Source organism: Fulvivirga sp. AWR4_260, assembly GCF_056158185.1.
The window spans coordinates 911,483-929,832 of record NZ_JBSWSU010000015.1; the positions used below are offsets into that span (position 1 = coordinate 911,483).

At 34.4% G+C, this 18,350-nt stretch carries 15 protein-coding genes; 3 read left to right on the forward strand and 12 right to left on the reverse strand.

The window, feature by feature from the left end; translation table 11 throughout:
* Positions 1-13: 13 nt before the first annotated feature.
* The 8 genes from ACXACQ_RS10345 to ACXACQ_RS10380 all read right to left on the reverse strand — a co-directional run bounded on the left by ACXACQ_RS10345 (position 14) and on the right by ACXACQ_RS10380 (position 8,768).
* Complete coding sequence (locus ACXACQ_RS10345; RefSeq protein ID WP_474975867.1) at positions 14-787, reverse strand: phosphosulfolactate synthase; 774 nt, start codon at positions 785-787, stop codon at positions 14-16.
* A complete protein-coding gene (locus ACXACQ_RS10350) occupies positions 787-2,190 on the reverse strand; it encodes a tetratricopeptide repeat protein (protein WP_474975868.1) in 1,404 nt (467 codons plus the stop codon). Before ACXACQ_RS10350 ends, ACXACQ_RS10345 begins: the two co-directional genes overlap by 1 nt.
* 55 nt (positions 2,191-2,245) lie before the next feature.
* Positions 2,246-3,226, reverse strand: coding sequence for an NAD-dependent epimerase/dehydratase family protein (locus tag ACXACQ_RS10355; RefSeq protein ID WP_474975869.1), 981 nt, complete (start codon positions 3,224-3,226; stop codon positions 2,246-2,248).
* Positions 3,223-3,954: a tyrosine-protein phosphatase gene (locus ACXACQ_RS10360; RefSeq protein ID WP_474975870.1), complete on the reverse strand. Its 732-nt coding sequence runs from the start codon at positions 3,952-3,954 to the stop codon at positions 3,223-3,225. The genes ACXACQ_RS10355 and ACXACQ_RS10360 overlap by 4 nt, the downstream gene beginning before the upstream one ends.
* A gap of 2 nt (positions 3,955-3,956) precedes the next feature.
* Positions 3,957-6,287 carry a GumC family protein gene (locus ACXACQ_RS10365; RefSeq protein WP_474975871.1) on the reverse strand — a complete coding sequence of 777 codons (2,331 nt, stop codon included), beginning with the start codon at positions 6,285-6,287 and terminating at the stop codon, positions 3,957-3,959.
* The gene (locus ACXACQ_RS10370; RefSeq protein ID WP_474975872.1) at positions 6,288-6,974 is read right to left on the reverse strand and encodes a polysaccharide biosynthesis/export family protein; all 687 of its coding nucleotides are present in this window, start codon (positions 6,972-6,974) and stop codon (positions 6,288-6,290) included.
* 85 nt (positions 6,975-7,059) lie between these two features.
* A complete protein-coding gene (gene rfbC, locus ACXACQ_RS10375) occupies positions 7,060-7,608 on the reverse strand; it encodes a dTDP-4-dehydrorhamnose 3,5-epimerase (RefSeq protein ID WP_474975873.1) in 549 nt (182 codons plus the stop codon).
* Positions 7,609-7,667: 59 nt separating this feature from the next.
* A complete protein-coding gene (locus ACXACQ_RS10380) occupies positions 7,668-8,768 on the reverse strand; it encodes a glycosyltransferase family 4 protein (RefSeq protein WP_474975874.1) in 1,101 nt (366 codons plus the stop codon).
* 223 nt (positions 8,769-8,991) lie between these two features.
* On the opposite strand from ACXACQ_RS10380, the gene hflX reads away from it, so the two are divergent.
* A complete protein-coding gene (gene hflX, locus ACXACQ_RS10385) occupies positions 8,992-10,155 on the forward strand; it encodes a GTPase HflX (protein WP_474975875.1) in 1,164 nt (387 codons plus the stop codon).
* A gap of 41 nt (positions 10,156-10,196) precedes the next feature.
* Here the strand turns inward: hflX and ACXACQ_RS10390 are convergent, their stop codons facing one another.
* Positions 10,197-10,640, reverse strand: coding sequence for a helix-turn-helix transcriptional regulator (locus tag ACXACQ_RS10390; protein WP_474975876.1), 444 nt, complete (start codon positions 10,638-10,640; stop codon positions 10,197-10,199).
* Between the two features lie 654 nt (positions 10,641-11,294).
* On the opposite strand from ACXACQ_RS10390, the gene ACXACQ_RS10395 reads away from it, so the two are divergent.
* Positions 11,295-12,044 carry an NYN domain-containing protein gene (locus tag ACXACQ_RS10395; protein ID WP_474975877.1) on the forward strand — a complete coding sequence of 250 codons (750 nt, stop codon included), beginning with the start codon at positions 11,295-11,297 and terminating at the stop codon, positions 12,042-12,044.
* A 4-nt stretch (positions 12,045-12,048) separates the two neighbouring features.
* On the opposite strand, the gene ACXACQ_RS10400 is transcribed toward ACXACQ_RS10395, so the two are convergent.
* On the reverse strand, positions 12,049-14,808 hold the full coding sequence (locus ACXACQ_RS10400; protein WP_474975878.1) for a DEAD/DEAH box helicase: 2,760 nt from the start codon (positions 14,806-14,808) through the stop codon (positions 12,049-12,051).
* 342 nt (positions 14,809-15,150) lie between these two features.
* On the opposite strand from ACXACQ_RS10400, the gene ACXACQ_RS10405 reads away from it, so the two are divergent.
* The gene (locus ACXACQ_RS10405) at positions 15,151-15,471 is read left to right on the forward strand and encodes a DUF6686 family protein (protein WP_474975879.1); all 321 of its coding nucleotides are present in this window, start codon (positions 15,151-15,153) and stop codon (positions 15,469-15,471) included.
* 43 nt (positions 15,472-15,514) lie between these two features.
* Here the strand turns inward: ACXACQ_RS10405 and ACXACQ_RS10410 are convergent, their stop codons facing one another.
* Positions 15,515-17,899, reverse strand: coding sequence for an endonuclease MutS2 (locus ACXACQ_RS10410; RefSeq protein WP_474975880.1), 2,385 nt, complete (start codon positions 17,897-17,899; stop codon positions 15,515-15,517).
* Positions 17,899-18,282, reverse strand: coding sequence for a DUF4296 domain-containing protein (locus tag ACXACQ_RS10415; protein ID WP_474975881.1), 384 nt, complete (start codon positions 18,280-18,282; stop codon positions 17,899-17,901). The genes ACXACQ_RS10410 and ACXACQ_RS10415 overlap by 1 nt, the downstream gene beginning before the upstream one ends.
* Positions 18,283-18,350 lie beyond the last annotated feature (68 nt).

Here is an 18,350-nt window from a genome sequence, read left to right on the forward strand (position 1 = left end):
GTTATATTAATGCTTAGCTGTTTTGTTCTAAAGAAAGAAAATGATTGAATGTATCACCTCTTAATCCTAAGCGAATAGTTTCTAACGGAATAATTTCATTAGGAGCAATGTTACCTAAGTTTACATTGGAACCTAATAACTTGATGAACCATACTTGCTGCGCTTTTTGTGGCGCTTCCCATATGATTTTCTCAAATGGTATTTTTGTTAATATTTCTTGAACTAAGCCAGATCTAACTTCACCGGTAGAGCGGAATAGTCCAACATTACCACTTTCTCTGGCTTCGCCAATTACCTTCCAAGCACCAGCATCAAGTTCTTCCTGCATCAGTTTAATCCACTGGTAAGGAGGGATGATTTTCTCTTCATCTTTAGAACCTACTTCGGAAAGAACAGTTACTTGCTTAGAAAGTTTACTGATAAATTCACATTTGTCATCATGGTCTAATTCAATAGAGCCATCAGAGACTTCTGCGTATTGAAGGTTGTACTTGTCTAAAACTTTACGATAATCATCGAACTGACCTCTGGTAATAAAAGCTTCAAATAGGGTTCCTCCAAAATATACAGGTATACCTGCATCATGGTAAACTTTGATTTTTTCCTTCAAGTTAGGCGTTACATACGAAGTGGCCCATCCAAGTTTCACTATATCAACATAATCTCCTGAAATACTAAGGAAATCTTCAACTTCTCTTATGCTAAGACCTTTGTCCATAGCCATAGTAAAACCATACTGCCTGGGCTTTGTAGTACGCTCAGGAACGTTCTTTAAAGTATAATTCATTAGGAATTCTCTTTTCTAAATTGTTCAATGATTTTATAAAGTGCCTTTTGTGTTTCTAGTTGAGGGAAAAACTCATAAAGCAACTCGTGTTTATCAAAGTCCAAAATTAAGGCATTTTCCAAATAATTAAAGGCTTCTTTGTATTTACCGGCAGATATAAGGTAAACTGTTAGTCTGTAAAAATAATCAGCGTCATCAGGTTCTTCTTCTAATCCGCTCAATATCAGACTTATAGCTTTTTCAAAATCGCCCTGCTCATAATAGATGTAAGACCAGCTCATCCAGATATCTTTATCATCTGGCGTAAGCATGCTAGCTTCTTCATAAGCATCAATACTAGACACGATGTTGCCTATATTGTATTCAGCTTTTGCCACAGCTTTCCAATATTCGGCATTTTCATGGTCAAGTTTCAGCGCTTTATTGTAAAAATGCAAGGATTGATACCACTTTTCTTGATTTTCAAGACATTTTCCCGCTCCATACCATGCTTCATCGTACATGGTATCTAGTTTACAGGCTTTTTGAAAGTATTTTAAGCCTAGTTCGTTTTGTCCCATTTTCTCATACACTAAGCCTATTTGGCAATAAACTTCGGGGCTGGCACCTTCTATGTCCAAAGTTTTTTTATAAGCATTTAGTGCTTTGGGATAATCTTCTTTTTGTGAGTATGTATTGCCTAAATTGAAGTAGGCCGATGAAAAGTTTTCTTCTATTATAGTTGCATAATCATATGCTTCTATTGCATTATCATACTGCCCAAGTTTATTGTATACAATACCTAAATTGTACCAAGCAGCTTGAGAGTAAGGGTCTGCATCAATGAATTTTTTATAATAAGCAATGCTACTTTCTAGTTCTCCGCATACATCTAAACAATAGGCTAATTCATAAAGGGCTCCCTCGTGCAGGATATTCTCCTCTATAGCTTTTTTATAGGCATCTATTGCTTGGTTGTATTCATCCATACTTTGGTAGGCAAGCCCAATACTATAATATACTTCGTCCTTTTCCTCTGCGAAAGGTAAAGATTTAATGTATACTTCTATGGATGAAAGGTAATCTCCCTGCAAAGAATATATTGAGCCCTTCAAAAATGAAATTTCTGAATCATTAGGCTGAAAAGACTCAGCTTTATCTAACAGTTCTAGAGCTTCGTCATATGCCTCCAAATTGCTTAGTACCTGTGCCTTTGTTATTAGCAGTTCAGTAGAAAATGGATACTGATCTAATGCTATGTTTACGGCATTTAGTGCGCGCTTATATTGACCTCTATCCAAGTATAAGCCTACAATTTGCTCAAAGCTTTCTAGCTCAAAGAAATAGCTTGCTTTATTTTTTATATGTTCTTCGAACTTTTTTAATAGTTCGTTCTCTTCTCTTTTTTTGAAATTCTCTGCCATTCAATCTCCTCGAAAGTTTTAACAATTAATCTTTTTTTAAGATTAAAATCAAGTTCTATTTCTTTTGCTTTTCTTTATAGAACTGACAAACCCATTCTAAAGTATCTGAAAGGGGCACAAAGTTATGATTAAGTTCACTCTTGATCTTAGAATTATCAAAGTATATTTTGTTTTTGCTAACCCTTGCCGTTTCTCGGGTAATTAACGGTTTTTTACCAGTAAAGGTTGATTTAATAGTTTCAGATAATAGTGCAAATTTTACCATCCATGGTTTTGCGGCAATGTGTGGTGGTTTTTTATTGAAATTATTAGCTACTTGGGTTAAAAAATCTTTATATGATATTGAGCCACCGTTAACAATATACCGTTCATTTGTAATCTGCTTTTCTTCTAGCTTTAGTATAATGTCAGCAACATCTCTCACGTCTACATAGTTCATCTGTCCTTCTGAGTAGTATTTTCCTTCATTCCAAATATATTTGAAAAGCTGAGAGCTACTCTTGTTCCAGTCTCCTTGGCCTAAAACTAAGGACGGGTTGATTATAGCGGCATTTAAACCTTCTGACATTCCCCTATGAATTTCTAATTCGGCCAAATATTTTGATTGAGCGTAGTTGGTATGGCTTTGGTTTTGATCCCATTTTTCATTTTCGTTAATAATTCCATTTGTAGGCTTATTGCCAATGGCCGCGATTGAGCTCACATGTACAAAATAATTTGTATTATAATGTAAGGCTAGGTTTACCAAGTTTTCCGTTCCTTCGGCATTAATTCTAAATAGTTCTTCTTTTTCTTTTTGCAGGTAAGATACCAATGCTGCGGTATGTATAACGGTGGTTACTTCTCCAAAGATTTCTTCTAAAGAAGGAATGTCGTTGACTTCGCCAATGTGAAATCTTATGCTATCTTTAATATCGGCTAATAGCTCTAGATTACTGTTTTCCCTTATTAAAGCAATAAAAGGCTTTTTATTAGCTAAAAGTAATTTACATACTTGGCTGCCTATTAAGCCATTGGCACCGGTAACTAGAATCATAGTGTATGGTTTAGTAAGGGTAACTGAAGCGCTTTCTGATAATTTTTTTTGTCTATTGTGTTGCAGAATGCATTGAAGTGTTTCATGTTGTGACAATCACTTCCCAAAAAATGAATTAATTCTTTTTTAATAAGCTTTTCTGCTACTTTTTTAATGTCTTTGCTATAGTATCCTGATAGAGAATTAATGTTTAGCTGCATTTTAACACCACGTTCCACATAATCTTCTATCAGATCTATGTTATCAAAAATATAGGCATACCTTTCAGGGTGAGCCATTATAGGGGTGATGCCGCGACTTTGTACTTCAAAAATAAATTCATCTATGTAGAATGGCTTATTCATGAATGAAGTTTCAAAAAGCATATACCCTTTTCCGAAAGTGAGTATTTCGTGAGATGTGTCTTTAATATTATTTAAGAGCTCATCATCTAAGTAATACTCCGCTGAAGGTATTATCTCTATGTTCCAACCTTTTTGTTGAACTAATTCATTCAACTTTTTTGCTTTGGTTTTGATGACACTAGGAGAGTTATTATAAAAATCACTCATAATATGCGGTGTTGTTATGAGTTTTTTATATCCTAAATTTTTGAAGCCTTCAATTATTGTTAGTGCCTCATCGTAAGTTGCTACTCCATCGTCAATCCCAGGTATCAGGTGTGAGTGTAGATCAATATTTAATTGATATGACCTGTTATTGTCCTTTTTTCTGAATAAGCTAAACACACTTATTTATTAATAATATTTCTTAATTGATTGAAAACTCCTTCAGGTTTTTCTTCATAATATCCGTAGCCATAGCTATTGCTGCCATTAGCAGACGAATCGTTAAGAATTACGGCAAGGTTACTGAATTTGTTTACGTTAATCAATCTGTTTAAGGTGTTAATAAATATTTTTTTAGAGTAGTTAGCTCTTATAATGTATATAGAAAGGTCTGTTTCTTTCATGGCCAGTATACCGTCTGTTACAAGACCAACAGGGGGCGTATCTAAAATTATCAGATCATATTCCAACTTTGCTTGTTGAAGCAATTTGTCAAATTCGTTATTTAATAAAAGTTCAGATGGGTTGGGTGGCATAGGACCCGCAGGCACGTAATACAAGCCTGGAACTTCGGTGCTTCGCACTGCTTCTGCCAAAGTGTTCTTGTTTATAAGAACCGTACTTACTCCAATACTACCGCCTTCGTCTTGAAATGCCGAGTGTACCCTTGGTTTACGCATGTCTAAGTCAAGAATTAGTACTTTCTTTTTTGTTAAAGCTATTATTCCTGCAAGGTTAGTGGCAATAAAAGTTTTGCCCTCGCCACTGATTGTAGAAGTTATGGATATTATTTTGCAAGTACTAAGTGATACCATAAACTCAATGTTTGTTCGTATAGCTCTTAAAGCTTCACTTACGGCTGATTTAGGGCGCTTATCTATTACTAGCTGTGTTGAATCCAGTTTAATTTGAGTTTTAGGGACCGTGCCTAAAATAGCTGCACTGGTTAATCTTTCAATTTCTTGAATGCTATAAATTTTGTTATGCAATAAATATTTTATGCCTATAAATAACAGACTTAAGATGAAGCCAAAAACCAGGCCTATACCTTGAACCATTAATTTATTAGGTGCAATAGGAGTAGAGGGGAGTGTTGCCGGAGATAGAATTTTAAAATCTGTGGTCGTGCCTGCTTGTGCAATTTGAAATTGAGCTTTACTTTGCATTAGCGACAGATAGAACTCTTCGTATAAGTTGAAAAATCTTAGTTTTTGATTGTATTCGGTACTTTTTCCGGGTAAAGTAATAAATTCCTTTTCGAGAGTTTTCTTTCTGCTCGCCAATCTGTTTAATTCCTTGTTGTAACCCTCTTCTAATTCTCTAATTTGATCTTCTATCGTTTTTGTTAGATTAGATATTAGCTCCTCTTGCTTTTTGTAGGCGAAGGTGGACTCTTTGTAGCTTAGTTTTAGGGTTTCTCTTTTTTGAATTGCCTCTGAAAGTGAATTTATACTTTCGGAAAGGAAATTGGAAAATTGCTCAGAGTTAGATAGGATGTCCACAGAGTTGCCATCATCTAAATCTGATAATAGAGATTTAACTCTTAATAGTTTTTTATTGAGTATATATTGTTGAGAATCTATAGCATTGATTGCTAGTATAGTTTTCTTTAAATCTTCGTTTAGGTCATTTGTTCGATTGTCTATAGTGAATGCTTCAAAATAGTTTTCATAAGCTTCAAGCTGATTTTCTATCTGTTTTAATTCACCATTAAGCCAATCAATTTTTTGTGTATTTTCTTTACTTTTCTCTTGCTGAGTGTAGTTAAGATATAGAGTGTCTATTGCGTTGATTAAATCCTTCGCTTTTATAGGGTTATGATCCTTAAATGTAATGCGAATGGTGTTTGCGTTAATATTTAGTGGCTCTACATTAAGGTTGTCCGCTATATATTTAATTTGAGAATCGTTACTGTTAACAATAAAAAAGAAGTCTCGATCTTCTTGTGAATAGAAGTTCTCTGTTAAATATGCTGTAAATTCAATATCTGCAGTATTTACCGGTATCCCAAACTTATACACATGTTGTTTTTCTTCTTCAGAATCAGGGTTGAATCGTATAGAAAAGGATTTTTCATTTAAAATGGTGAGGTATATTCTTTTATCAAGAAGGTTAGAGTTTTTAAGCTTATACTCTATCCTAAAAGGGCTGCTTTTAAATTTTTCGTCAATAAGAACATTTCCAGAAGTGAAATAGCTAATATCTAAATTCACTGCCTCGATTACTTTTGAGAAGAATAGTTTTGATTTCAATAATTCTATTTCTCCGGAGATGACATTGAGGTTGTTATTGTCAGAAATTCCAGTAATACCTAGCTCGGAAGCATCTGACTTAACATCTAATTTTAATTCAGATTGAGATTGAAACAGTGGGCGTGTGTAGCGAATATATAGATATGCTGAGGTATTAGTAATTATAAAAATTACAATTATCCAAATAAGGTTCTTTTTAAGAACGGAAGAGAGTTTTGTGAGATCTAAACCTTCGGTACTTGTGTTAATCTTATGTTCCAATTATTTAACGCTGATTAAGATGGCGACTAAAGATACTACACTGCTTAGTACTGAAATAACAGGACCATTATCTTTTATGAACTCATTAAATGGTCGTTTTACTGGCTCAATGTAAATAATGTCGTTTGGTTTTACCTTTATATTTGATGCGAGGTAGCCTTGGGTAGTACTTAAGTCTATAAAATATATATCTTCTCCTCTTAGAAGTTTAATTCTTTGCATTCTTGCTTTCTCATCGGGTTTTGCTGTTAAAGCCAGAATTTCTGTTATTCTGATATTTTCGTTAGCCAGTGGTACTACCTGACTTCCGAAAGCTCCCAGAACTACTACTCTTTTATTTAAATAATTAATAGTAACGTAAGGGGCTTCGTACTGTTCACTATATTTTTCTTCCAAAATTTCTTTTGCCTCCTGTAAGGTTAGGCCGGCAAGTTTTATATTGCCTATCATAGGCAGGTTGGTAAAGCCATTAGTTTGTACAAGGTATTGCACTTCAGGTTTAAAATTTACTCCATTTTGAGGGATTTCCCTCGCAAGTTCTAAATCAGGATCTATTATTCGTTCTCCTGATTGGGTGTAAACTTTTAAATCTAAATAATCACCAGCTGATATTGTATAATTGTTTTCAGCTTCGCTTACAGCCTTCTCTAACGAGGCCACTTTTGTGTCCTCGTTATGCTTAAACATAATATTTTGCTTATAAGATGAGCAAGAGCTGAAAGCGAAAAGGAATAGAAAAAAAAGTGAATGTAAATTCTTCAATGAATGCTTTTTAAGATTTAGTTAGAGAAGATTCAAATTCATTAAAGCTAGGGAGCTCTAAGTCTTTTTCTGAAATTATTGGATTTTCAACCTTCCAGTCAATATTGAGAGTAGGGTCGTTCCATATTATGCCAGATTCGGATGCTTTATTGTAAAGGTTACTGCATTTATAAGAGAATATACTATCTTCTAATGCTGCAAAACCATGAGCAAACCCATCAGGTACCATTAATGCATTATTTTTTTTAGCATCTAACACTACTTGATATGATTGTCCAAAGGTTTTAGAGTCTGGCCTTAGGTCTACCACTACATCTAAAACTTTTCCAGTCATTACTTTAACTAATTTGGCTTGAGCAAAAGGCGCATGCTGTAGATGTAAGCCTCTTAAAACTCCTTTCTTTGAAAAGGACTGATTGTCTTGTACGAAATTATACGTAATACCCATCTCATTAAATCTCTTTTGATTGTAAGATTCAAAGAAAAAACCACGATCGTCTTCAAAAATCTGAGGCTCTAGTTCGTATAAGTCAGCTATTCCTGTTTCTATTATCTTCATATTAAGAGTTTTGCTAGTAAAATATAATTTTTGCAATTTATGAAATTACGTACTTACTCTTAAATTTCATCTAAAGATTTTAGGTATTTATAAATAACTAGATTTTCATTGAACTCTCTTTCTATTTTTAATCTCCCATTAGTACCTAAAGTTTTTATTTGATCATCAGAGAGAGAGAGTAAATCTTTCATTTTAAAAGCTAAATCATCAGAATCTTTTATTTTACAAAGTAAGCCATTGTAATTATTCTCAACTACGTTATTGCAACCAGGAACGTCCGTGGCAATAATTGGTTTAGCTGAACTTGCAGCTTCTAATAATGTTCTTGGAGTTCCTTCTCTATAAGAAGGCAGTACCACGCAGTCAGCATCTTTTATGAAGAGCCTTACATCATTTGTGGTGCCAAGATATTCCACTACTTGGTTGTCAATCCAGTCATCAATTATATCAGTGCTTATTCCCCTTCTATGCTCAGGATCCTTTGGTCCTAATAGTTGAAAACGAGCATCTACGCCTTCTGATTTTAGTTTTTTAACAGCATCAATGAATTCCACTACTCCTTTGTCATGTATTAGTCTTGAAATCATTAAAAAGGTGAAAGGCTTATTTCTTTTAAAGTCTAGGGCAGGAAAATGCGATGGGTCAATGCCAGAACCTGGTATAACTTCACAAATTTTCTCTTTAATGAGCTTTTCTCGAACGAATAATTCGTAGTCATGAGAGTTCTGAAAGAATACCTTTTTGGGAAATTTAAATGCTACTTTATACATCCACATAGCAACACTTGATACTATCCCCTTCTGTAAGAATACAGTGCCAAGTCCACAGACATTATTAATCACTGGTATTTTTAAAGAAGATGCTGCCAATGTGCCATAAATATTGGGCTTAATAGTGTAATGGAGTATTACATCAGGTCTAATTTCCTTATAGATGCCTCTTAGCTCAAAGAATAACGCAGAGTCTTTAATAGGGTTTGCACCTCTGCTATCCATTTTTACTGGGTGAAAGTAACAGCCTGCATCCTTAATTTTTATAGAGTAGTCATCTACTGGAGCAACTACATGAATCTCATGCTTTTTTTCTTGTAATGCTTTTATGAGATTCATCCTGAAGTTGTAAACATTCCAGGAGGTATTTAGTACAATGGCTACTTTCATATAATCAACTAATTCTTTGTTAAAGCGTTTATTAAATAATAAAAGAGGTATTTTTTAAATTTGGCTCTTATAATAAATATTGCACATTTTAGTTTAATTTCAAAAATGTTTAAAAAGTAACCAATTTATTACATGGCAATTATACTTCATTAAGTATAATGTGTATCTCTTATTTAATTTAAATTATTACTATCTTATTAAAATAAAAAATAAAGTCACAAGAATGGGGAAAAAGATTGAGACGGGAGTGCTGGTAGCTGTAGCTGAGAAAGGCATAGATGATCATATTATTGAAGAACATCTTGATGAATTAGCTTTTTTGGCTTCTACGGCTTTTATAGAAACAAAAGCAATATTTACTCAAAAGCTTGAAAAGCCCGATATAAGAACTTTCGTAGGTAAAGGAAAGCTAGAGGAAATAAAGGAATATATTACGATTCATGAAATTGATGTAATAATTTTTGACGATGACTTGTCTCCATCGCAGTTGAGAAATCTAGAGAGAGACCTTAACTGTAAGATATATGACCGTAGTTTGTTGATTTTGGATATTTTCTTGAATAGAGCGCAGACTTCTCAGGCAAAAACACAAGTTGAACTGGCGCGTTTTCAATATCTAATGCCAAGATTAACCCGCATGTGGACTCACCTTGAGCGGCAAAGAGGTGGCACAGGTACTCGTGGTGGAGCTGGGGAAAAGGAAATTGAGACGGATAGAAGGAATATTCGTAACCAAATCACTGTGCTAAAGAAGAAGCTAGAAAAGATTGAGAAACAGAACGAAGTACAGCGTAAATCTAGAGGAGGGATCGTGCGTGTTGCTCTGGCTGGATATACAAACGTAGGGAAGTCTACTTTAATGACACTGCTTTCTAAAAGTGATGTAAAAGCTGAGGATAAATTATTTGCAACGGTAGATTCTACAGTGCGAAAGGTTGTTTTTAGTAATATTCCATTTCTCTTGTCAGATACTGTTGGTTTTATAAGAAAACTGCCACATCATTTAATAGAGTCTTTTAAATCTACTTTAGCGGAAGTACGAGAAGCTGATATTATTCTTCATGTTGTAGATATTTCTCATCCCGCTTATGAAGATCAGATACAGGTGGTTAAAGAAACTTTAAAAGAACTAGATGCAGGAGATAAGCCAACGGTTTATATTTTTAATAAAATAGACCTGCTGTCTGAAGAAGATAGAGTCGATTTGGAAACAAGGCACATTGCTCATGTTGAAGAAGGCAATGATAAGGTATTTATTTCAGCAGAAAAGAAAATTAATATTGATCACTTGAGATTAATTATTCTTGAGAATATTAAGAAGCGACATTTTCAAATTTACCCACATTCTTTGAAGGATGTTACATGGGATGGGGGAGAGGTGTTTTAAATAAATGGAGAACTAATGACTGGCGCGAGAGTTGTTGAAAATTACAATTTCATAATTTCTCGCACAGCCTTCAGTTGTCTTTGTGTTTTTTCATGCTCTATAGTCATGGCATGAAGCTTTTTTAACATCTCCACACTCAATGCTTTTAAATTCATAAAAGCTTCGTCAGTATTGTTATTGTCATAGTCAGCTTGGGCGCTAGCTATTCTATCTCCGATTTCTGCCAAATCATCATCTGTCAAATTAGGAGTAATGGCAGCGTTTTTTTCGTTGTGGTCATACAGCTCGTTCACCGAGACTTTGAAAATGGAGGCTAAGATGTTTAATATATCCATATCAGGGGCCGTCTTACCATTTTCCCAAGACGAAATAGTTCCTTGTCGAAATTTTTTCCCTGTATGTTTGAAAACCTCTTCGCGTAAGTCGTGTTGTGTAAGTCCTTGCTTTTTTCTAAAAAATGCTATCTTGTTACCAGAGTTTGTCAATTTAATCTAAAAGTAGTTTGCGTTTAAGGTAATTAATTTATTCGTTTTATGGTATAAAATCCTGCTCTGGTTTTAAAAAATATTAATAATATCAACTGATTGAACTGTAGCAGGTTAGGCTTGGCAAAGGTATATTATGATGTTTAACTTATCAAAAAGTAGAAATTATCGCAGTGTTATTAAACGCATAAATTGTAATTAACACCAATGAAATATTAAACTTTTAAGTAAAATGAAAAAAAAACTTACATTTTGTTGAATAAAAATTCTTTATACCGTTTATTTGAGTAAATATTAATCAGAAAAACGTATATTTATCTTGTGATTAACGAAACATTTAGAATATACTTCTGTTAATTAATAACAAGCGTATAACGATTCGCTTACAGAAAAAAAACTTGACAAATTGTATACTGACTTAAAATATTTATCGTTAAAAGCGTATAAGTCAGTAGATAAAAATATTAAAGATAACCAGTGGGTTTAGGTTGAACGTCATCAACAAGGGAAAGGTGGGGGCACCTTTCCCGGGATGACAACTCTCACTATTATCTTATCCTTCCTTAATAATCATACTCTCACTTTTATTTCCATTAATTTTATTATAACAATAGCGTATATTATACGTTGACCAGATATTTATTAAGCAAATTCATGAGAGAGAAAAAAGATCTTAATTTGGCCGTTTTAATCGATGCGGATAATATACCATATGCCAATATAAAAGGCATGTTAGATGAAATAGCAAAGTTAGGTACACCTTCTATAAAAAGGATATACGGTGACTGGACTAAGCCAACCGTTAGTGGTTGGAAAACGCCTTTGCTTGAGCATGCCATAACACCAATACAACAGTATAGTTACACTACAGGTAAGAATGCTACAGATTCTGCTATGATAATAGACGCAATGGATATTTTGCATAGTGATAAAGTAGATGGATTTTGTCTTGTTTCTAGTGACAGTGATTTTACCAGGTTAGCTACTAGGTTAAGAGAGTCTAGTAAACTGGTAATAGGTATTGGGGAAAAGAAGACACCTCAGCCTTTTATCGTGGCTTGTGATAAGTTTATATATATTGAAATAATAGGGGCGAAAGATAAACCTAAGAGGAATGAACTGAGCAAAAATGAAATTGATGACCATGGAGATGTTGAAGCGTTGGATAAAAATTTCATTCAATTAATCAGAAATTCGGTAGAAGATCTTGCTGATGATAATGGTTGGGCATTCTTGGCTGAAGTAGGTAATCTCATAATGAAGAAAAAGCCAGACTTTGATCCTAGAAACTATGGTTTTAATAAGCTAACTCCATTGATAAAATCTTTGGATAAATATTTTACTGTTGATGAGAGAGAGGTGGAGAAAACTCACATTAAGCATATTTATGTGAAGATTAAATGACTTGCTATTTAAGTAGGTTTCGCAAATAAGCTGTAAATGTGCTTTTGTTAAACAGCCAGTCGGAGTATAAGAGTGGGTGTATGTTAATCCCTGCTCTTTTTAATATTTTGTATTCGTTTAGAGAAAGCGCCTGTTCAAAAGCTCCTTGATGTCCAATCAAATCAAATGCAATGTATTCGTCTTTGTGATAAAGTAAAATGTCTAACTGAATGCCTGCAACCGTATAGTTGATCCAGTAATTTTCAATTCTCAACTCTTTGAGTAAATTAATTATTATTTGAATAAAACTGTCTTTTTCATGATTTGTGGTGGTTTTACTCTCCTTGAATTCCGTAACCTTGCTGAGGTACTGATTTAATAGTGATGTAGCATCTAGTTCGGTTTGAGAGATAGAAGTGTATACATGCTGATGTTTTTTTGCTCTTGTAATAGCCACATTAAATACATCTCTTTTGTTGAGGTGTCCCCACGCTGAATGATGTGAATTTTTATCAATGGCCATTGATAGAAACATCTCGTCTCTTTCTTCTCCTTGGAATGAATATGCTGTACCTACCTTTATCTTATGTTTTTCAATTTCAGAAATGCTAAAATCTTTAATTACTCTATTGCCAATATATTCAGACTGATCTCTGAAGGGCGATAAAATCCCTATTGTAGTGGCATTTGCCTCAGCACTACTTTCATCATTAATAATTTTTTTTACTTTATTTATTATCGCTTCAGCTTCTTCAGTGTTGTAGCCTTGTTTCGTTCTGCTGCCGTTGATTTTATGAATTGAGATGGACGGTTCATTGCTGTGAGGCCTGCTGGTCATAATTCTTAATGCTCCGTCATAAAAATGCTGATTACTAAATGCGATGATGGGGGCTTTGCTCCGGAAGTGTTCATCTAGCATGGCCACCTGACCTTCGGTTTGCAGCGCATCGATAGTTAGATCTAAAATACTGTTGTTTCTATAATTTAGGAAGTCAGCGCTTATATTTTGTAGCTCGTGTTTTTCTTTGAATAATGTTTGTCGTGCTTGTGACAGGAATGAAATGTGCTTTAATTGATTGGGGTCTCCTGCAATTACAACTCTTTTAGCTCTTTGAAATAATGCTAGGCAGCTAGCAATGTCGCATTGAGTTGCTTCATCAATAATGGCTACATCAAAAAGTTCCTTTTTAAATGGGATTACATCCTTCAATTCTGATAACGGGGCAAGCCAAATAGGAAAAGCTTGTTTTATGACATTGAAATCGAGTGCTTGAAGTTTCTTTATCTTTACCGTGTCACTTTTTTCTAATAGCGCTTGCCTGAAATTTTTGAGTGACTGCCACCTGTTTTTCTTTACAATAGCTATATTTTTTGCGCTCTTTAATCTTAAATATGTTTTTACATTTTCAATATGCTGTGCTTCAAGAGCGTTGAAATCCTTGAAAAGCTTGTTGAAGTCTTTTTGCCAGTTGAGTTGAATTTTGAAGAATAGAAGTTGTAACCTTTGTATTATCCCATAACTGCTGTTGCTTAGTAATGGACTGTAATTCTCTTCTTTAAAAATCCTTTTCTCAATTTTCTTTTTCCAGCTTCTGAGTTGTTTAGTTTCTTTTTCTATTTTTTTGCTATGCTCTGCAAAACTACTTTCAATGCTATATAAACGTTTTATTGAGAGGTTAAACTTTTCCTTAAGTAGGTCTTGGGTATTAAGCCTGGTGATAATGGCTTTTAATAGTTGAGACGTGGGGGTAGCATATTTTCTTCTTTTTCCTGCTCTGAGTGCTAAATGCTCACATCCGATTTGCTCAGCTATTTTGTTCTTAATTACATCTACTGCTTCATCTGTTCGGGATGAAATTAATACTGATTCGCCCCGACTGAGATGGTCTGCTGCTATAGAAGCTATGGTATAAGATTTTCCGGTGCCAGGAGGACCAACAATTAAGGTAAGAGGGTTAGTGGCGGAAGAAATGAGGAGTTGTTGTTGTGCTTGGCTTAGTGTATATGGCAGGTGACTTGTTTTATATTTACTTTCTTTAATTTTATTGTTGAGAAATAGGTTTTGAAGAGGGAGAGAGTAATCTTTTTGATCGGCCAGTTCCTTCAGTTCGTTCAGAATACCCCTAGAACTTGAAGACTTTTCTATAATGCCCAGCATGCTCGAGGGTATTATTTTTAACGTGTTGAGCTTTTTTTGCTCAGTTACTGTGCGTTTAATACCCGATAGTGCTTGCAATGATGGATAATTAAATAGCTCATCTGAATTAACGGAAGGGAAGAATTTTTTAAATATTGCATCAATATTATGAATCTGAGAGAAGGTTATTAGGCCTGCAGGTAAGTCTTTAAATGCATTGTCATCAAGGTCAATGTCACTATTTTCTTTGTCAAGAAATTTAAAAGTAGGATAGTTAATTATTCGGGCTTCCGGATCAATGGATAAATAATGATAATCTCCATTTTGTGATATCTCAGCCGGGTAATAGAAGAGAGGCGAGCATAGATCAACTAGTTTTCCATTAGTATTAGTGTATTGTCCACAAACAAAAAAGGAGGCATAGATTAATTCTTTTTCTTTTTGGTATATGTCTAGCTTTTTTAGAATATCAACTGCTAGTTCACTGTCAATAGGAATTATTGGTGCATCGCCAGTTAATAGTTCTTCTTTACCTTCTATCGTTATTTTGTTTTCTATTGATGAGTGTAAAAAATTAAATAAAGTTAATTCTCTATTGTCTGCACGATAACAATCATAATAATAGTTGATTAAGTTTTTTAACTCCATGTGAACAGTAAATAATAATTGAAGGACTAATATATTACTTTATTTATAAATAATAGACTTCGGAAATTCACTCATTCGGTTGCTGATTGATAATAATGTAAATCACTATTTATAGCTATTGCATAAAAGGAAGGTTAACTTCATATTTACATTATTTAGAATGATTATAAATAATTAATCGATGCCTATTATGAATTCAAGTGTTGAAATCTTGTTTGGGGTGATTAAGGATATTGAAAAGGAGACATCCTTTGAGCGGGTGAAGCCCTATTATTTTATGAAAACCTTTGTGGATATAATATTAGGTGTCGATGAAAATCGGAAATATAAAAGCTATGTAAAATGAACAGTGCAGTAGAATTAATAGGAACAGAATATTATTCCATATCACAATGTAGTTGTTGCGGTAAGGTGGGTATACATTATAATAATATACTTATAAGTCTCCAAGAGCATGAATTTAAAGCATTTGTTAGGTCTTTTTGTCGTATAAATTTTAGCCAATCATGTGACATCCTGAATGGCCGAACAGAGCAAGTGATTATTAATACGCCTCAGCAAAATTTATATTTCACTTTTGATGAGTTTGATTTCCACGAGTTTAAAGATGTTTTGCAGCAATCTTTGTTGCTTATGCAGGCCAGAAGTTTAGTGAATGGATAAAATATTAAAGAAGGTTAGCGTTCAGTGCTAACCTTCTTTAATATTATGCTAATTCTACCACTGTAATGCCCGCGCCACCTCTATCTACGTGCTCATCTGCCACGGAAGAAATTCCAGGTATTGATTTTAAGTGATTTCTTATCAAATCTTTGAGGATTCCATTTCCTTTTCCATGTAAAATTTTAAGCTCTGACATGCTGCTTAGTAAAGCATCGTCAATGAATTTGTCCACTATGCCTAGTACTTCTTCTGCTCTTTTACCCCTTACGTCTAGGGTGGAGCTGAAGTTGGCTAGCTTTTGGTTGAGGTCAAGGCCTGCAGTGGATTTTGTAAGGTTTCTGTTAATCTCTCTGGCTTTCGTTTTTGATATTTTTTCCAGCCTATTTTTCTTGGCTACAGTTTTGAGGTCTCCAATTTTCACCTCAATGTCTTTTCCTCTAATATCTATAACTTCACCCGTTACCTGATTGTCTTTAAACCTTACTGTATCTCCAATAATTATGTCGCCAGGTAAAACCTTTTGCGGGGCAGCTTTTATTTGCTGTTCTACATGAACCTGATCTTTAAGATCATTTAATCTTGCACGCATTTTGAGCGTTTCCTTCTTTTCTGCCTTATTCTCTTTAATGTGGCGAATAGTTTTCTCTATTTCCTTGTTAGTCTTAGAGAGTAGAGCGGCCGCATCTGACTTAGCTTTGTTCAGGATTTCCTTTTTATTGCCTTCTAGTTCTTCGTATAACCGGTCATACTTGGCCTTCATACGTTTCACTTTTTTGTCGGTCTCGTTTGCTTCAGTCTTTCTGCGTTTTATTTCCTGCGTTTGGCGTTCCAGTTTAAGGATAAGGTCGTCTACATCCATGCTCTTTCTGCCAATAATGTCTTTTGCATAAGTGATAACATCGTGCGATAAGCCAATCTTTCTAGCAATTTCTAAAGAGAATGAACTACCGGGGTTGCCAAGCTCCAACTCATATAATGGCTCAAGGTTTTTGATGTCAAATTTCATAGCCCCGTTCATTACGCCAGTCTTATTAGCTGCATAATGCTTAATGTTACTATAGTGAGTAGTAACTACTCCGTGGGCTTTTATATCTACCAGTTTATCTAAAATTGCCTCGGCTATAGCACCACCGTAATGAGGGTCAGTGCCGGTTCCAAATTCATCAATGAGGTACAGCGATCTTTTCTCAGCATTTTTAATGAAATATTTCATGTTAGAAAGGTGAGAGCTGTAGGTACTCAAATCATTTTCTATTGATTGCTCATCGCCAATGTCTATAAATATATCCTCAAAAATACCGGCCGATGAATCCTCTCGTACTGGTATTAATAAGCCACATTGTAGCATGTATTGCAATAGAGCTACTGTTTTTAAGCACACAGATTTACCACCTGCATTAGGTCCTGAAATAATAATTACCCTCTGCTCACCATTGATTTCAATGTTTAAAGGAACCACATGTCTGTTATTATCTTTATAGGATAAGAATAATAGAGGGTGGCGAGCTTCGTGCCATTTAATGCCGGGTTTATTGCCTAAATGAGGTCTCACCGCCTGTAGGTCTAAGGCTAAGCGTGCTTTAGCTCTAATGAAATCAACAAATGCTAAAAACTGATATGCTTTCCTTACTTCAGGAAGGTTAACTCGTAATAAGTTAGTGAGCTCGGTAAGGATTTTTATTACCTCTCTTTTTTCAGCGTTTTCGAGCTCTCTTATTTCATTGTTGCCTTCAAGTACTTCAGATGGTTCTAAAAATACAGTTTGTCCGGTTGATGATTCATCGTGAACGAAACCTTTAATTCTTCTTTTGTACTCTGCACTAATAGGGATTACCATTCGGCCATCCCGTACGGTTAAAGATGCTCCTTCTGGCACGTATCCAGATTTTACTGCATTTTTATATATCGAATCTAATGTGCGCCTTACTTGTGAGTGCTTACCTTTTAATTGTTTGCGAATCTCGGCTAAAGCGATGCTTGCAGAGTCTTTCACGAAGCCACCTTCATCTATTTTATAGCTGATTTCATCAACTAATGATTGGTCAAAATTAACTAATCTATTAAGCTGAAATAGATACGGATATTCTTCTTCTTTTTTATTAAGAAAATTGACACAAGCGGTAATGGTTTTTAAGGATTGATGGATTTTTAAAAAATCATCTTCGCTCAAAAATGCCCCTTCAGTACGTGCTTGTTTTAAAGATAAGGATACGTCAAAATAGTGGTTAGAAGGAAATGGTTCTCCACTAGATATGATGTATGCAAATTCAGATGTTTGATGAAGTAATTTTTCAATTAATTCATGGTCTGTAGAGTAAGAAATTTTATCTACAATAGATGCCCCTAAAGAAGAAAGGCATCTTTCGCTTAATAAAACTCTTATTTTGTCAAAACCTATTTTTTGTTCTATGTCTTTAGGATAAAGCATTATTTTGCCTCCAATTTATTTTTCTCTGTTTCTGGTTTAACCTCTTTCAATCTTTCTTGCATTAGGTTGAGGCTATCTAGTACTTTACTATAGATTTTCTCTAACTTTTCAGGATTATCATAGTAATAACTAATGCTGGTTCTGTATACGCTATCTTTTACCTGATGTTGGGCAAAAAGTGAATCTTCATAAACGGAGAAAATAGACATACTAGAGTCTCTGCTTATTCTTAAATTATTGACTTTGCCTTCTGCAATGTACATATCTAGGTAAAGCGCTGCCATTTTGTCTGGCGGAATTATACCCTCAGGTACATCATCTTCAGATGAACATGCGAATAGCAGGGTAAATGCATAACATATAATTAATAATTTCGTTTTCATGACAGTAAACTAAGTTTGTTAGCGTAAGCAGCAGGGTTTATATTTGCCTCTTAGGGTATAAATTTCCT